This window comes from Streptomyces sp. NPDC002574, from assembly GCF_042889545.1.
Lineage (GTDB): Bacteria > Actinomycetota > Actinomycetes > Streptomycetales > Streptomycetaceae > Actinacidiphila.
In genome coordinates this window covers 145,976-160,964 of record NZ_JBIARB010000004.1, presented here as the reverse complement: position 1 = coordinate 160,964, position 14,989 = coordinate 145,976, and the positions used below count along the sequence as shown (strand labels likewise).

Genomic DNA, 14,989 nt, shown 5'->3' with positions numbered 1-14,989 from the left:
CGCGCGCTCCTCAGTCATCGCCGGGTGAACCGGTCGGGTGGGTTGGCTACTTCGCGGTCAGGGAGTCCGCGCTCTGGTTGTCGTAGTCGGTGAACGCCTTGACGATCTGGTCGCAGGCGTCCTTCAACTGGTTCCCCTGGCGCTTGAGCTGCGTACGGCCGTCGCTCCACGCGCTCTCGAAGTGGCCCCCGGAGGAGGCCAGCGGCGCGCCGACCGCCGTCTCGTCGAAGCCGGTCGGCTTGGTGTCGATGAGTTCCATCACCCGGCCCAGCAGCCCGCTCAGATCCTCCAACTCGTCACCCGGAATCTGGATCTCTGCCATGAGGGCCCCTCTCCCGACCGGCGGTCATGAACTGCGTCGCGGTCAAGAACCTAGCGCGCACGGGTGAGTTCGCGTCCCGGCACGATTGAACCCCACCTGAACCGTTGTCAACCTCTGTGCGCACGGCGGACGTTAGGCGCGGGACCGCTGTGCGCTCCGGCCGGCGTTTCTCAGTCGGAGGCCACCGGCAGGACGTCCGGCGAGAGGGCGGAGGCGCCGGCCGTGGCGGCTGTCACCCGGCGGCGGTGGTGCCGGCGGCACAGGACCTCGTATCCGACCTCGTCGCCCGGACCGTTCACATCGCCGACCACGACCTGGGCGCCCGCGACGACCATCTCGCCGCCCACGGTGCGGGCGTTGTGCGTGGCCCGCGCCCCGCACCAGCACAGCGCCTCGACCTGCAGCTGCTCCAGGCGGTCGGCCAGCTCGACCAGGCGCTGCGAGCCCGGGAACAGCCTCGTGCGGAAGTCGGTGGTGATGCCGAAGGCGAAGACGTCCTTGCCCAGGTCGTCCACCACCCGGGCCAGCTGGTCGATCTGCTCCGGCGCGAGGAACTGCGCCTCGTCCACGATCACGTAGTCCACCCTGCCGCCCCTGGACAGCAGGTCCACGACGTACCCGTACAGGTCCATCCCCTCGGCGGCCTCCACCGCCTCCGTGACCAGGCCCAGCCGCGACGACAGCTTCCCCTCCCCCGCCCGGTCGTCCCGCGTGAAGATCACGCCCTGGAGCCCGCGGGCGGAGCGGTTGTGCCCGATCTGCAGCGCCAGTGTGCTCTTTCCGCAGTCCATCGTTCCGGAGAAGAACACAAGCTCAGGCATGAGGGGGCGACGGCCTTTCGGGGCGGCGGGTGGTGGTGGGCGGTGGGTGGGTGCGGGACTCAGGAGCGTACTTCGAGCAGGGGCACCAACTGCTCGACGGGGGTCATCGAACCGTGCAGACCCACCATCGAGGACTCCCCCGGCTCGGCGCGGGTGGCGACGACGGCGACGTCGTCCCGGGCGACGGCCACGACGTCGCCGATGCGGCCGCGCACCCTGTCCTCCACGTGCGGGCCGAACCACCCCATCCCGATGGCCTCGTCACGGGTGGCGACCCACATCTGCTCGCCGAGTACCTCGCTCCACACGGTGTGGACGTCGGCGGCCGCGCCGGGGACGGCGTACACGTGCCGGGCCCGGGCCTCGCCGCCGAGGACGGCGACACCGGCGCCCAGTTCCCAGTCCTCGTCGAAGTCGATCCGCGACTCCGGGTCGAAGGGGATGTCGATCATGCCGTGGTCCGCGGTGATGTAGAGCGCGGTGCGCGGCGGCAACTGCTCCGCGAGCCGCTGCACCAGGCGGTCGGCCATCATGAGCTGGCCGCGCCAGGCGTCGGAGTCGACGCCGTGCCGGTGGCCCATGGAGTCCAGCTCGCTGTAGTACGTGTAGACCAGCGCCCGGTCGGACGCGGCGAGCCGCTCGGCGGTGAAGTCCATGCGCTCGTCGCCGGTGAGCCGCCCGTGGAACGTGCCGCCGCTCAGGGCGATCTTCGTCAGCGGGGTGTGCTGGAAGGTGGGCGAGGTGACCTGGCAGGTCTCGACACCGGCGTCCTGCACGAGCTGGAAGACGGTGGGGTGCGGCTGCCAGTCCTGCGGGGACGTCCACGGCTGCCAGCGCAGCTGGTTCATCAGCTGGCCGGAGTCCGGGTTGAGGACGGTGTAGCCGGCCAGCCCGTGCGCGCCGGGCGGCAGACCCGTACCGACCGAGGCGAGCGAGGTCGCGGTGGTCGAGGGGAAGCCCGCGGTGAGCGGCTGCCCGGTGCCGCCGGTCGACGTGCCCAGCAGCGAGGTGAGGAAGGGCGCCTCGTCCGGGTGCCGCTGGATCAGTTCCCACCCCATGCCGTCCACGAGGAAGACGCAGACCCGGTCGGCCGGTGCGAGGCGCAGCGCGGTCGGCGGGAGGCCGGCCACACCGAGGCCCCCGGCCACCGCGGGCAGCAGGTCGCTGAGCGCGGCGGTGCCGTAGCGCGGGGCGGGCGCGCTCGCGGGGTCCAGCGGTGCGGACTCGTACGGGGGGACGGGATGGACCATCAGGCGGCCGTGCTCGCGGTCGCCTCGGAGAGGGCCTGCGCGAAGGCCAGGGTCTGGCGCACGGTCTCGGGGCCGTCGCCCGCCTCGCTGACCCGCAGGCTCAGGTCGTCGGCGGTGGAGGAGCCGGTGTAGCCGTGGTCGGCCTCGCAGTTGGGGTCGCCGCAGGCGGCGGGCTCCAGGTCGATGCGGCTGACCGCGCCCCAGCCGATGGTGAGCACGACCTCGCGGGGCAGGGTGCCCGCGGTGTAGGACTCGGGGTTGGCGACCACCCGGCTGAGCACGACCGAGGAGATCCGCTCCAGCTTCACCGATTCGGTGGAGGTGGTGGCGTACGGCGTCGGGGACGTGTCGTCGGCGCCCTGCTCGTCGGTGTGGCTGACGATGAAGCGCGTGCTGGTCAGCACGAGCACGGTGACGTGCCGGCGGACCTCGTTGGCGTCGAAGGTGGTCTCCTGGTGGACCAGGTACGAGTGGACCGGCTCCCCGCCGACGGAGGCCTCCACGGCCTCGGCCACGAGGGTCGGGTAGTAGCCGCTGCGCTCGATCGCCGCGCGCAGCCCCTGAGTGGTCGTACCGGTCTTCGCCATGCGCACCATCCTAGTGCGGCGCATGTGTTCAGAAGGACGACAGTGCGCGTGGTCCGAGGTCCGTTCGAGCGGGGGGGCGCGCGAGCCGCACGGACGCGCCGAGCACCGTCAGACCCTCGGCGGCGACGACGACCGGTTCGAGGTCGACGGAGACGACTTCGGGCAGGTCGTCGACCAGGAGCGAGACCCGCAGCAGCAGCTCCTCCAGGGCGGCGGTGTCGACCGGCTCGGCGCCGTGCCAGCCGAAGAGCAGCGGCGCGGCCTTGATGGAGCGCACCAGCTGGGCGGCGTCCCGGTCGGTCGCGGGGACGAGGCGGTGCGCGGTGTCGCCGAGCAGTTCCGAGGCCGCACCTGCCAGGCCGAAGGACAGCACTGCGCCGGCGCCCGGGTCGACGGTGGCGCGGACGACGGTGTCCACCCCGCGCGGCGCCATGGCCTGCACGACCAGGTGCAGCTCCTCGGGCTTGCCCAGGCGCGCGGTCAGCTCCTCGTACGCCCGGCGCAGGTCGTCGGGGTCGGCGAGGTCGAGACGGACGGCGCCGAGGTCGGCGCGGTGGCGCAGGTGCGGGGCGGTGGTCTTCAGCGCCACGGGATAGCCCAGGCGGCGGGCGGCGTCCAGGGCGGCGGCGACATCGGGCGCGGGCAGCGCGGCGCGCACGGCGATCCCGTAGCGGGCCAGCAGCGCCGCGGCGGAGGCCTCGTCCAGGGTGACGCCGGGGGCGCCGTCCGCAGCCCGTTCCCCGGTGTCCTTCAGCAGTCGTGCCACGTCCAGGCGGGCCTGGGCCTCGTCCACGTCGTCGAGCTCGGGCACCCTGCCGGGGGTCCCGGCGTCCCGGCGCCACTGGGCGTAGCCGGCCGCCTGGGCGAGGGCCTTCACGGCGCGCTCGGCGGCGGCGTAGGCGGGGATGCCGGCGGCGGCGAGGCGGGTGCCCATGGCCTCCAGCGCGGTGTGGACGACCGCCACGGGTTTGCCGCCGCCTGTCTCGGCGACGGCGCGCTCCAGGGCGGCGGCGAGGTCGGGGTCGTCACCGGCCTCGGGGTGCCCCTGCAGTTCGTCGCCGACGCGCGGGATGGCCGTGACGACGACGGCGTCGTGGGCGGGATCGCGCAGCGCGGCGCCGAGCGCGGCGTGGAAGTCCTCCGGCGCCGCGGAGGTCGTGAGGTCCGTGGGGCGCCCCGGTTCCAGCCCGGCGGTGAGGCACGCGTCGTAGGTGAGCAGGCCGAGCGACTCCGAGTTGCCGAGGACGGCGACGCGGGGTCCGGACGGCAGCGGCTGGCAGGACAGCAGCAGCCCGGTGTCCAGGAGCTCGGTGACGGTGTCGGTGCGGATGACGCCCGCCTGGCGCAGCAGCGCGGAGACGGTGCTGTCGGGGATGCGGGTGACCGGCACGGTGTGACCGGGCGGGGTGGCCGCGTAGTGGCGGGCCCCCTTGACCACCACGACCGGTTTGACGGCGGCGGTGCGGCGGGCGAGGCGGTAGAACTTCCGCGGGTTGCCGAGGGTTTCGAGGTAGAGCAGCGCGACGTCGGTGGCCGGGTCGTCGTGCCAGTACTGGAGGATGTCGTTGCCGGAGACGTCCGCGCGGTTGCCCGCGGAGACGAAGGACGACAGCCCGGCGCCGCGCCGGTGCAGTCCGGACAGCATGGCGATGCCGATGGCCCCGGACTGGGTGAACAGTCCGAGCCGCCCGGCCTGCGGCATCTCGGGGGCCAGTGAGGCGTTGAGCCGGACGTCGGCGGCGGAGTTGAGGACGCCGAAGGCGTTGGGCCCGATGACGCGCATGCCGTACGAACGGGCCTGGCGGACCAGGGCGCGCTGCCTGCGGTTGCCCTCCGGGCCGGACTCGGCGTAGCCGGAGGACAGGACGAGCAGGCCGAGGACGCCGTGCGAGCCGCACTCGTCGACCACCTCGGCGACATTCTCCGCGGGGACCGCGATCACGGCGAGGTCGACCTGTCCGGGGATCTCCGCGACGGAGCGGTGGGCCGGGACGCCCTCGGGCTCCAGGACCGGCAGGCCGGCGTCGAAGGAACGGTTCACCGCGTGCACCCGGCCGGCGAAGCCGCCCTCGGTGATGTGCCGCAGCACGCTGCGGCCGACGCCTCCGGGCCGCCGCCCGGTGCCGATCACGGCGATCGAGGACGGGCTGAGCAGCCGCCGTACGGACCGCGCCTCGGCGCGCTGCTCGCGGGCGCGCATGACGGCGACGGACTGCTCGGTGGGTTCGAGGTCGAACTCGAGCCGGACCACGCCGTCGGTGAAGCTGCGCTGCTGGGTGTAGCCGGCGTCCGTGAAGACCTTGATCATCTTGCGGTTGGCGGGCAGCACCTCGGCGATGAAGCGCCGGATGTCGCGCTCACGGGCCACGGCCGCGATGTGCTCCAGCAGCGCGGAGGCGACGCCGCGGCCCTGGTGGGCGTCCTGGACGAGGAAGGCGACCTCGGCCTCGTCGGTCTCCGTACGGTCGTAGCGGACGGTCGCGATGAACTCGCCGCCGACGAGGGCCGCCAGCCCCACCCGGTCGCGGTAGTCGTGGTGGGTGAAGCGGTGCACGTCCCGGTCGGACAGCCGCGGGTAGGGCGCGAAGAAGCGGTAGTACTTCGACTCGTCCGAGACCTGCTCGTAGAAGCTGACCAGCCGGCCCGCGTCGTCGGGCCTGATCGGCCGGACATGGGCGATCCCGCCGTCGCGCAGGACGACGTCCGCCTCCCAGTGGACCGGGTACTCACGCTCTTCCGTGGGCGGCGGGGTCGTCATGGGGCCAGGGTACGGCCATCGGGGGGCACGGGATCGGTGCGACGATGTCAGGGACGGAAGGGACCGACCGGTGCGCCCGACGTGGCAGACTGGTGGTCTAGACCACCCTGGAACGACCCGAAGGACAACACCATGGCTGAGCGCCGCGTCACCGTCGGCTGGGCCGAGGGCCTCCACGCACGCCCCGCAGCGATCTTCGTCCGCGCCGCGACCGCCGTCGGCGTCCCCGTCACCATCGCCAAGGCCGACGGTGCCCCCGTCAACGCCGCCTCGATGCTCGCCGTGCTGAGCCTGGGCGCCGCGGGCGGCGAGGAGGTCGTGCTGGCTTCCGACACCGAGGGCGCCGACGCCGCGCTCGACAGCCTGGCCAAGCTCGTGTCCGAGGGACTGGAAGAGCTTCCCGAGACCGTCTGACCCGGTCGCCGGACCTGTGGGCCGGGGACGCGAAATCCGTCCGGATTTCGCGTCCCCGGCCTTTTCGGCACCTGCTGAATTCGACGCCGCACGCGACGGAATAAGGGACGCAAAATACAGTGCGCCCCTATTCTCTCAGCTGTATACGGCACCATTGTTAAACGTGATCGCTCGGTTCGTGTACGGCATGTTTCCGATTCCTCACCGAGGGGGCGCGCCGCGGCCCGCGCGCTCCGGACGGCGCAGCCGGTGCACCGAGCCGGCGCGCTCCACGTGGCCGGCCATCGCCGCGCGGGCACGCTCCGCGTCACCGCGGGCGACGGCGTCCACGACCGATCCGTGCTCCTCCCAGGACTCCGCGGCGCGGCCCGGCGAGTCCACCGCGTACACCCAGGCGATCTTGTGCCGCAGTTGCGTCAGCAGCGCCACCAGCGTGGGACTCCCGGAGGCCTGCGCCAGCGTCTCGTGGAACCAGCCGTCCAGCGCCGGCAGATCGGACAACTGCCCGCGCGCGGAACGCTCCTGCCCGAGCCGCACCAGCCCGCGCAACACCTTGACGTGTGCCTCCGTGCGCCGCTGGGCGGCGCGGGCGGCACCGAGCGGCTCCAGCAGGCCGCGGATCTCCAGCAGGTCCGCGGCCTCCTGGTCGGTGGGCTCGGCCACGGACGCGCCGGCGTGCCTGCGGGTGCGGACGAAGCCCTCGGACTCCAGGGTCCGCAGCGCCTCGCGGACCGGGACCCGTGACACCCCGTAGCGCTTGGCGAGCTGCTCCTCGGTCAGCCGGGTGCCCGGCGCGAAGTGCCCGCTGATGATGTCGTCACGGATCGCCGTGCACACCGCCTGGGCGGAAATACGGCGCCCCGCGCCGCCCGTCCCGTTCACGTCCGGTCCCACATCGCCGGTTTCCTTCCCTTGCCTGCCGGCGGCTGCCGTTTAATCACCGCGTAACGCAGATGCCGGCGTTTCCGTGGCGACTCTATTCCAGCACGCGGCCGATTCCGGCGGCGGTCGTGAATTCATGGAACGTTTTTGGACACGGCTCCCGGTGTGCCGAAGGCCCCGGCGGGGGGGAGCCGGGGCCTTCGGGTGGGGGGAGGGAGATGGACCGGGAGGCCGGAAAGGCCGGAGGGCCGGAAAGGTCAGAACAGAACGCCGTGGGAGCGCAGGTACGCCACCGGGTCGACGTCGGAGCCGTACGCCGGGGTGGTCCTGGCCTCGAAGTGCAGGTGCGGGCCGGTCACGTTGCCCGTGGCGCCCGACAGGCCGATCCGCGTGCCCGCGGAGACCGTCTGGCCGACCGCGACGCCGATCGAGGACAGGTGGCCGTACTGGGTGTACATGCCGTCCGCGTGCCGGATCACGACGTTGTTGCCGTAGCTGCCGCCCCAGCCGGCCTCGACGACCGTGCCGGCGCCGGCGGCGTGCACCGGGGTGCCGATGGCCGCCTGGAAGTCCACGCCCGTGTGGTAGCCGGACGACCACAGGCTGCTGGTCGCGTGGTACGGGGTGCCGATGCCGCCGTGCACGGGCAGCATCCAGGAGGTCAGGGACGTACGGGCCTGGGAGCGCGAGGCATGTGCGGCGCCGCCGCGGGCCGCGGCCCCGGCCTGGACGCGCGACTTGGCGGCCGCCTCGGCCTCCTTCGCGGCCCTGGCGGCCGCGGCCTTCTTGGCGGCCCGCACCTTCGTCACGTGCGCGACGTGTGCCGCGTGCTGCTTCTTCGCCGCGGAGACCGCCGCCCTGTGCTGGGCTTCCGCCTGCTCGGCGAGGTGGGCCGCCATGTCGCCGCTGACGGCGGCGCACTTGGCGAACGCGGAACGCTCGGCTTCCGCGGCCTGCGCGGAGGCGGTGAGCGTGCCGGTGGTGACGGCGGTGAGCGCGGCGGCGCAGGCGACGGTGGTACGTATGGTGAACGCCATGGGCAGGCGGAGATCCTTTCCTTCCTTCTCGCCTACCGGGTTAGCTGACGGGTTCGGAGCAGGAAGGTCTCCTACGGGCGCCCCGGTGAGGGCGGGCCCGATTCACCCCAGGGGACGACTCACATGGGTCCCCGGCTCCCCAGGCTCACGCCCGACGGGGACTCGGCGATCGTTGCTCCGGTGCCGCGGGAGGCGGCTGATTCCGCCGGACAACCCGAGGACGCTAACCGCGCCCCCGCGGCCGTTCCAAAAAAATCCGGCCTTTTGTGCGGGATGCCACACCGGCCCCCAACCGGTCCCAACCGCCCCCCGAGCGACAAAACCGCAGTTCCCCGCATGCCCCGCACGCCCCCTGACGGCCCCTGGCCACCGGCCCGGTCCGCGCCCCGGGACACGTGACCGGAGTCACCTTCCGGGTCCGCCGTAGGGACGCCGGGGCGCTCGGCACCGTGCGTAGGGTCCCCGCGTGACCACGACATCAGGGGCGACGACGCCCGCGGCCCGTGCCGCCGAGGATTTCCTGCGCACCTTTCACGACCGGAGTCCCGGCCTCCAGTCGGCGGGGGTCGAGGAGGCCCTCACCCGTGACGGGCGCACGACCTACGAGGTGCTGGCCGAGCACGTCCCCGGCGCCCGCCGCGTCCTGGACCTGGGCTGCGCGGACGGCGCCCTGCTGGAACTGCTCGCCGGGCGGGGGGCCGGGGTCCTGGCCGGCATCGACCTGTCGGAGGGCGAGCTGGCCCTCGCCCGTCGGCGGCCCGCGCTGGCCGGCGCCGATCTGCGGCGGGGGCGCGCTCAGGAGCTGCCGTTCGCCGACGGCTCCTTCGACGCCGTGGTGTCGCACATGGCGCTCATGCTCATGTCCGACCCCGACCAGGTCTGCGCCGAGGCCGCGAGGGTGCTCGTCCCGGGCGGCGCACTGGCCGTCGCCGTCGGCGGCGGGCCCGTCCCCGGCGAGGGAGTGGACCTCTTCCTCACGCTGGCCGTACCGCACTTCGAGGCCGCCGCGCCCGAGCGCCGCCTGCCGCGGCTCGGCGACCGCAGGACACGCGGGCGGGAGGGGCTGGACGCTCTGCTGGGACCCCTCGGGTTCGCACCGCTGTCCTGGCGGACCGTGGTCATCGGCATGGACGGCACACCCTCGGAGGTCTGGTCCGCCCTCTCCTCGACCTACTACGACATGGAAGTCCTCGACGAGGAGCGGACCGCGGATCTGCGCGCCGAGTTCCTCGGTCGCGCGGCCGCCCTGGCGGGCCCCGACGGGCGGCTCCCGAGCGGCATGAGGGTCACCATGGGCGCCACACGGCTCCAGCCCTGAGCCCGCGCCCGCCGGGCGACAGCACGCGGCCCCGGGCGCCGCTGGTGCGTCCGGGGCCGCGCTGCGGGCGGGTGGCGTCAGGCGCCCGTGACGACCGTCACGGGGCCGATGCCGAGCTCGCGGACCGGGTCGGCGATCGCGGTGGCGTCACCGACCAGCACGACCACGAGCCGGTCGAGCGGGAACGCGGCGACGGCCGCGGCCGTGGCCTCGACGGTGCCGGTGGCCGCCAGGCGCTCGTACAGCCGCGCCTGGAAGTCGTCGGGCAGGGACTGCTCGACCTGGTCGGCGAAGGTGCCCGCGACGGCCGAGGCCGTCTCGTAGCGCAGCGGCGCGACGCCCACGAGGTTCTGGACGGCGACGTCCCGCTCCTCGTCGGTGAGCCCCTCGGCCGCCAGGGTGCGCAGCACCTGCCAGGTGTCGGCCAGGGCGGGCGCGGTGACGTCGGTCGCCACCGAGCCGCTGATGCCGAGCAGCGAGATGCCGGTGCCCTCCGGTGTGGAGAGCAGGACCTGACCGAAGGCGCGGACGCCGTAGGTGTAGCCCTTCTCCTCCCGCAGCACGCGGTCCAGGCGCGAGGTCAGCGTGCCGCCGAGGCAGTACGTGCCGAGCACCTGGGCCGGCCAGACCGGGTCGTGGCGGTCCGAGCCCGTGCGGCCGATGAGCACCTGCGTCTGGACCGAGCCGGGCCGGTCGACGATGATCACGCGGGCCGTGTCGTCCGCGGTGATCGCCGGCAGCGGGCGGCGCTCGGCGGGCTTGCCGCTCCACTCCCCCAGGGTGCTGCCGAGCAGCGCGTCGAGGTCGATCCCGGTGAGGTCGCCGACCACGACCGCGGTCGCGGTGGACGGCCGTACGTGCGCGTCGTAGAAGGCGCGGACGGACGGGGCGTCGATGCGGGCGACGGTCTCCTCCGAGCCCTGGCGCGGCCGGGAGCACCGCATTTCGGCGGGGAAGAGCTCCTTGGACAGCGCCATGGCGGCGCGCCGCGCCGGGTTGGCGAGCTCGTGGGGGATCTCGTCGAGGCGGTTGCCGACCAGGCGCTCGATCTCGCTCTCCGGGAACGCCGGGGCGCGCAGCGCGTCGGCGATCAGGCCGAGGGCCTTGTCGAGGCGCGAGGCGGGGACCTCCAGCGAGACCCGGACGCCGGGGTGGTCGGCGTGCGCGTCGAGGGTGGCGCCGCAGCGCTCCATCTCGGCGGCGAACTCCTCGGCGGTGAGCTTGTCGGTCCCCTCGGACAGTGCGCGGGCCATGATCGTGGCCACACCGTCCAGGCCCTCGGGCTCGGCGTCGAGCGGCGCCGCGAGCAGCACCTCGACGGCGACGACCTTCTGGCCGGGGCGGTGGCGGCGCAGCACGGTCAGCCCGTTGGGCAGCTGGGACCGCTCGGGGGCCGGGAAGTCCCAGGGCTTGGGCTCCCCGGGCCGGGGCTGCGGGTGGAACGTCATGGTGCTGTGGACGTCGGTCACTGGTCCTCGCCCTCCTCGTCCTCGTCGAAGTCCTCGCCGGAGGCCGCCGCGGAGCCCGTGGGCTCGTAGACGAGCACGGCGCGGTTGTCCGGCCGCAGCGTGGCCGCGGCGATCTCGCGCACCTCGTCGGCGGTGACCTCCAGCACCCGCTTGACCGCGGTCAGCGCCAGCTGCGGGCTGCCGAACAGCACGCTGTAGCGGCACAGTTCGTCGGCCCGGCCGCCGACCGTGGCCAGCCGGTCCAGCCACTCGCGCTCCAGCTGGGCCTGGGCCCGCTCCATCTCCTCAGGCGTCGGGCCCTCTTCGGCGAAGCGGGCCAGCTCCTCGTCGACGGCGGCCTCGATGTCGGGCACCTCGACCCCGCTGGAGGTCTTGACGTCCAGCCAGCCGAGCGACGGCGCCCCGGCCAGCCGCAGCAGGCCGAAGCCGGCCGCGACCGCGCTGCGGTCCCGGCGGACCAGCCGGTTGTGGAGCCGGGAGGACTCCCCGCCGCCGAGGATCGTCAGCGCCAGGTCGGCGGCGTCGGCCTCGCGGCTGCCGTCCTTCGGCAGCCGGTAGGCGGCCATGAGGGCACGGGAGGGTACGTCCTCCTCGACGACCTCGCGGAGTTGCCCGCCGATCACTCCAGGGAGTGAACCGTCGCGCGGCGCCGGCTTGCCGTCGTGGGACTCGATGGTGCCGAAGTACTTCTCGACCCAGGCTAGCGTCTGCTCCGTGTCGATGTCGCCGACCACCGCGAGGACGGCGTTGTTCGGGGCGTAGTACGTCCGGAAGAAGGCGCGCGCGTCCTCCAGGGAGGCGGCGTCCAGGTCGGCCATCGAGCCGATGGGCGTGTGGTGGTACGGGTGCCCGTCCGGGTACGCCATGGCGGTCAGCCGCTCGAACGCCGTGCCGTAGGGCACATTGTCGTACCGCTGACGGCGCTCGTTCTTCACCACGTCGCGCTGGTTGTCCAGGCTCTCCAGGTCCAGCGCGGACAGCAGGCTGCCCATGCGGTCGGCCTCGAGCCACAGCGCCAGCTCCAACTGGTGGGCCGGCATGGTCTCGAAGTAGTTGGTCCGCTCGAAGCTCGTGGTGCCGTTGAGCGAGCCGCCTGCGGCCTGGACCAGTTCGAAGTGGCCGTTGCCCTTGACGTTCGCCGATCCCTGGAACATCAAGTGCTCGAAGAGGTGGGCGAGTCCGGTACGGCCCTTCACCTCGTGACGGGAACCGACGTCGTACCAGAGGCAGACCGCGGCGACCGGGGTGAGGTGGTCCTCGGAGAGCACCACTCGCAGGCCGTTGGCCAGGCGGTGCTCGGTCGCGGTGAGGCCGCCGGATTCTGCCTCCGGCGTGGCCGTGTGACCCATGGGCAAGCTGTCCTTCCCGTCGCGTACTCGTTGTTTCGTGCCTAGACCTGCCACTCTAGGCAGCGGACAAACAGCCTGCGAAGTTCCCGTCACCGGCGCGCAGGAGCCGGGGGGTGGTCCGGGCTGTCGGCGGGGCGGTCCACAATGGTCCGCGTCAGTCACGTGTCCACACCCGATGAGGTCCAGCCGAAGGAGCAGCGCCCTGATGGCCCGCCGCACCACGAAGACCCCGCCGCCGGACGATTTCGAGGAGCGGATCCTCGACATCGACGTCGTCGACGAGATGCAGGGGTCCTTCCTCGAGTACGCCTACTCGGTCATCTACTCGCGCGCGCTCCCCGACGCCCGCGACGGGCTCAAGCCGGTGCACCGCCGCATCGTGTACCAGATGAACGAGATGGGGCTGCGTCCCGAACGCGGCTTCGTGAAGTGCGCCCGCGTCGTCGGCGAGGTGATGGGCAAGCTCCATCCGCACGGCGACGCCTCGATCTACGACGCCCTGGTGCGCATGGCGCAGCCGTTCTCGATGCGGGTGCCGCTGGTCGACGGCCACGGCAACTTCGGCTCGCTCGGCAACGACGACCCGCCGGCCGCCATGCGGTACACCGAGTGCCGCACGGCCCCGGCCGCGATGCTGATGGTCGAGTCGATCGACGAGGACACCGTCGACTTCGCGCCGAACTACGACGGCCAGGAGCAGGAGCCGGTCGCCCTGCCCGCCGCGTATCCGAACCTGCTGGTCAACGGCGCCTCCGGGATCGCGGTCGGTATGGCGACCAACATGCCCCCGCACAACCTGGGCGAGGTGATCTCGGCCGCCCGCCACCTGATCCGGTACCCGAACGCGGACCTCGAGACGCTGATGCGCCACGTGCCGGGCCCCGACCTGCCGACCGGCGGCCGCATCGTCGGCATGGACGGCATCCGGGACGCGTACGAGAGCGGGCGCGGCACCTTCAAGATCCGCGCGACGGTCTCGGTGGAGGACGTCACCGCCCGCCGCAAGGGCCTGGTCGTGACCGAGCTGCCGTTCACGGTCGGCCCGGAGAAGGTCATCTCCAAGATCAAGGATCTGGTCGGCGCCAAGCGGCTGCAGGGCGTCGCCGACGTCAAGGACCTCACGGACCGCGAGCACGGACTGCGGCTGGTCATCGAGGTCAAGAACGGCTTCCACCCGGAGGCCGTCCTGGAGCAGCTGTACAAGCTGACGCCGATGGAGGAGTCCTTCGGCATCAACAACGTGGCCCTGGTCGACGGCCAGCCGCTCACGCTGGGCCTGAAGGAACTGCTGGAGGTCTACCTCGACCACCGCTTCGAGGTGGTCCGCAGGCGCAGCGAGTTCCGCCGCGGCAAGCGCCGCGACCGCCTCCACCTCGTCGAGGGCCTGCTGGTCGCGCTCGTCGACATCGACGAGGTCATCTCGATCATCCGCTCCAGCGACAACGCCGCCCAGGCCAAGGAGCGGCTCATCGAGCACTTCTCGCTGTCGGAGATCCAGACCCAGTACATCCTCGACACCCCGCTGCGCCGTCTGACCCGTTTCGACCGTATTGAACTGGAGTCCGAGCGGGACCGGCTCACCGCGGAGATCGAGGAACTGACCCGGATCCTGGAGTCCGACGCCGAACTGCGCAAGCTGGTCGGCACCGAGCTGGCGGCGGTGGCCAAGAAGTACGCCACCGAGCGCCGTACGGTCCTGCTGGACTCGACGGCGGCGGCGCCGATCGCCGCCGTGCCGCTGGAGGTCGCCGACGACCCCTGCCGCGTGCTGCTGTCCTCCACCGGCCTGCTGGCGCGCACGGCGAACGGCGAGGCCCTGGCGCCGGGCGACGGCAAGCGGGTCAAGCACGACGTGATCGTCTCCGCCGTGCCGACGACCGCGCGGGCGGACATCGGGGCGGTCACCTCGACCGGGCGGCTGCTGCGGCTGGCGGTGATCGACCTGCCGATCCTCCCGGAGATGTCGGGCCCGCCGAACCTGTCGGGCGGCGCGCCGCTCGCGGAGTTCCTGTCGCTGGAGCCGGACGAGCAGGTGGTCTGCCTGACCACGCTCGACGAGTCCTCGCCGGGACTGGCGCTCGGCACGGAGCAGGGCGTCGTCAAACGCGTCGTGCCGGACTACCCGGCGAACAAGGACGACTTGGAGGTCATCACCCTCAAGGAGGGGGACCGGATCGTCGGCGCCGTCGAGCTGCGCACCGGCGAGGAGGACCTGGTCTTCATCACCGACGACGCCCAGCTGCTGCGCTACCCGGCGGGCCAGGTGCGTCCGCAGGGCCGCCCGGCGGGCGGCATGGCCGGCATCAAGCTCACCGAGGGCGCCAAGGTGATCTCCTTCACGGTGGTGGACCCGTCGGCCGACGCCGTGGTCTTCACCCTGGCCGGCGCCCGCGAAGTGCTGGACGGGGCCGAGGAGAGCACGGCCAAGCTCACCCCGTTCGACCAGTACCCGCGCAAGGGCCGGGCGACCGGCGGCGTGCGCTGCCAGCGGTTCCTCAAGGGCGAGGACGTGCTGCTGCTGGCCTGGGCCGGCGTCGCGCCCGCCCGCGCCGCCACCTCCGCCGGTGCCCCCGCCGACCTTCCGCCCAAGGACCCGCGCCGGGACGGCTCGGGTGTGGCGCTGACCAAGCGGGTCGCGGTGGTGGCCGGCCCGGTCTGAGGGGCCGCGTGACAAACAGCGAGGGGCGCGGCACCGGTGCGGTGCCGCGCCCCTCGGCGTACGCGGTCAGGACGCGTACGGCTTCGGCCCGCCGAGTCGGGGGCGGCGGGCCGGCCGGTGTGG

12 protein-coding genes and 1 riboswitch are annotated in these 14,989 nt (G+C 73.0%); of the genes, 3 read left to right on the top strand and 9 right to left on the bottom strand.

What is annotated here, in order from left to right; all coding sequences use genetic code 11:
- Positions 1-46: 46 nt before the first annotated feature.
- From ACFYXS_RS10580 to ACFYXS_RS10560, 5 genes are all read right to left on the bottom strand, one after another.
- On the bottom strand, positions 47-322 hold the full coding sequence (locus ACFYXS_RS10580) for a hypothetical protein (RefSeq protein WP_389246098.1): 276 nt from the start codon (positions 320-322) through the stop codon (positions 47-49).
- Between the two features lie 170 nt (positions 323-492).
- Entirely contained in the window at positions 493-1,143 is a 651-nt protein-coding gene (locus tag ACFYXS_RS10575; RefSeq protein ID WP_389246096.1) for a thymidine kinase, read from the bottom strand.
- 59 nt (positions 1,144-1,202) lie between these two features.
- Positions 1,203-2,393 carry an alkaline phosphatase family protein gene (locus tag ACFYXS_RS10570; protein WP_389246094.1) on the bottom strand — a complete coding sequence of 397 codons (1,191 nt, stop codon included), beginning with the start codon at positions 2,391-2,393 and terminating at the stop codon, positions 1,203-1,205.
- Complete coding sequence (locus tag ACFYXS_RS10565) at positions 2,393-2,980, bottom strand: DUF5998 family protein (RefSeq protein WP_389246092.1); 588 nt, start codon at positions 2,978-2,980, stop codon at positions 2,393-2,395. The genes ACFYXS_RS10570 and ACFYXS_RS10565 overlap by 1 nt, the downstream gene beginning before the upstream one ends.
- A gap of 28 nt (positions 2,981-3,008) precedes the next feature.
- Entirely contained in the window at positions 3,009-5,738 is a 2,730-nt protein-coding gene (locus ACFYXS_RS10560; RefSeq protein ID WP_389246090.1) for a GNAT family N-acetyltransferase, read from the bottom strand.
- Positions 5,739-5,870: 132 nt separating this feature from the next.
- Between ACFYXS_RS10560 and ACFYXS_RS10555 the strand changes: the two genes are divergently transcribed.
- The gene (locus ACFYXS_RS10555) at positions 5,871-6,152 is read left to right on the top strand and encodes an HPr family phosphocarrier protein (RefSeq protein WP_389246088.1); all 282 of its coding nucleotides are present in this window, start codon (positions 5,871-5,873) and stop codon (positions 6,150-6,152) included.
- A 201-nt stretch (positions 6,153-6,353) separates the two neighbouring features.
- Here the strand turns inward: ACFYXS_RS10555 and ACFYXS_RS10550 are convergent, their stop codons facing one another.
- Positions 6,354-7,046: a GntR family transcriptional regulator gene (locus ACFYXS_RS10550; protein WP_389246086.1), complete on the bottom strand. Its 693-nt coding sequence runs from the start codon at positions 7,044-7,046 to the stop codon at positions 6,354-6,356.
- A 245-nt stretch (positions 7,047-7,291) separates the two neighbouring features.
- Positions 7,292-8,071, bottom strand: a complete 780-nt coding sequence (locus ACFYXS_RS10545; protein WP_389246084.1) for a M23 family metallopeptidase — start codon at positions 8,069-8,071, stop codon at positions 7,292-7,294.
- Between the two features lie 15 nt (positions 8,072-8,086).
- Positions 8,087-8,249, bottom strand: a riboswitch (cyclic di-AMP (ydaO/yuaA leader).
- A 288-nt stretch (positions 8,250-8,537) separates the two neighbouring features.
- Between ACFYXS_RS10545 and ACFYXS_RS10540 the strand changes: the two genes are divergently transcribed.
- Positions 8,538-9,389, top strand: a complete 852-nt coding sequence (locus ACFYXS_RS10540) for a class I SAM-dependent methyltransferase (RefSeq protein WP_389246082.1) — start codon at positions 8,538-8,540, stop codon at positions 9,387-9,389.
- Between the two features lie 77 nt (positions 9,390-9,466).
- On the opposite strand, the gene ACFYXS_RS10535 is transcribed toward ACFYXS_RS10540, so the two are convergent.
- Together ACFYXS_RS10535 and ACFYXS_RS10530 are read right to left on the bottom strand one after the other, a co-directional pair.
- Positions 9,467-10,837, bottom strand: a complete 1,371-nt coding sequence (locus ACFYXS_RS10535) for a M16 family metallopeptidase (RefSeq protein WP_389246874.1) — start codon at positions 10,835-10,837, stop codon at positions 9,467-9,469.
- A gap of 17 nt (positions 10,838-10,854) precedes the next feature.
- Positions 10,855-12,207, bottom strand: a complete 1,353-nt coding sequence (locus ACFYXS_RS10530; RefSeq protein ID WP_389246080.1) for a M16 family metallopeptidase — start codon at positions 12,205-12,207, stop codon at positions 10,855-10,857.
- 205 nt (positions 12,208-12,412) lie between these two features.
- Here ACFYXS_RS10530 and ACFYXS_RS10525 point away from each other — a divergent pair, with 205 nt between their 5' ends.
- Positions 12,413-14,866 carry a DNA topoisomerase (ATP-hydrolyzing) subunit A gene (locus ACFYXS_RS10525; RefSeq protein WP_389246078.1) on the top strand — a complete coding sequence of 818 codons (2,454 nt, stop codon included), beginning with the start codon at positions 12,413-12,415 and terminating at the stop codon, positions 14,864-14,866.
- Positions 14,867-14,989: the final 123 nt, after the last annotated feature.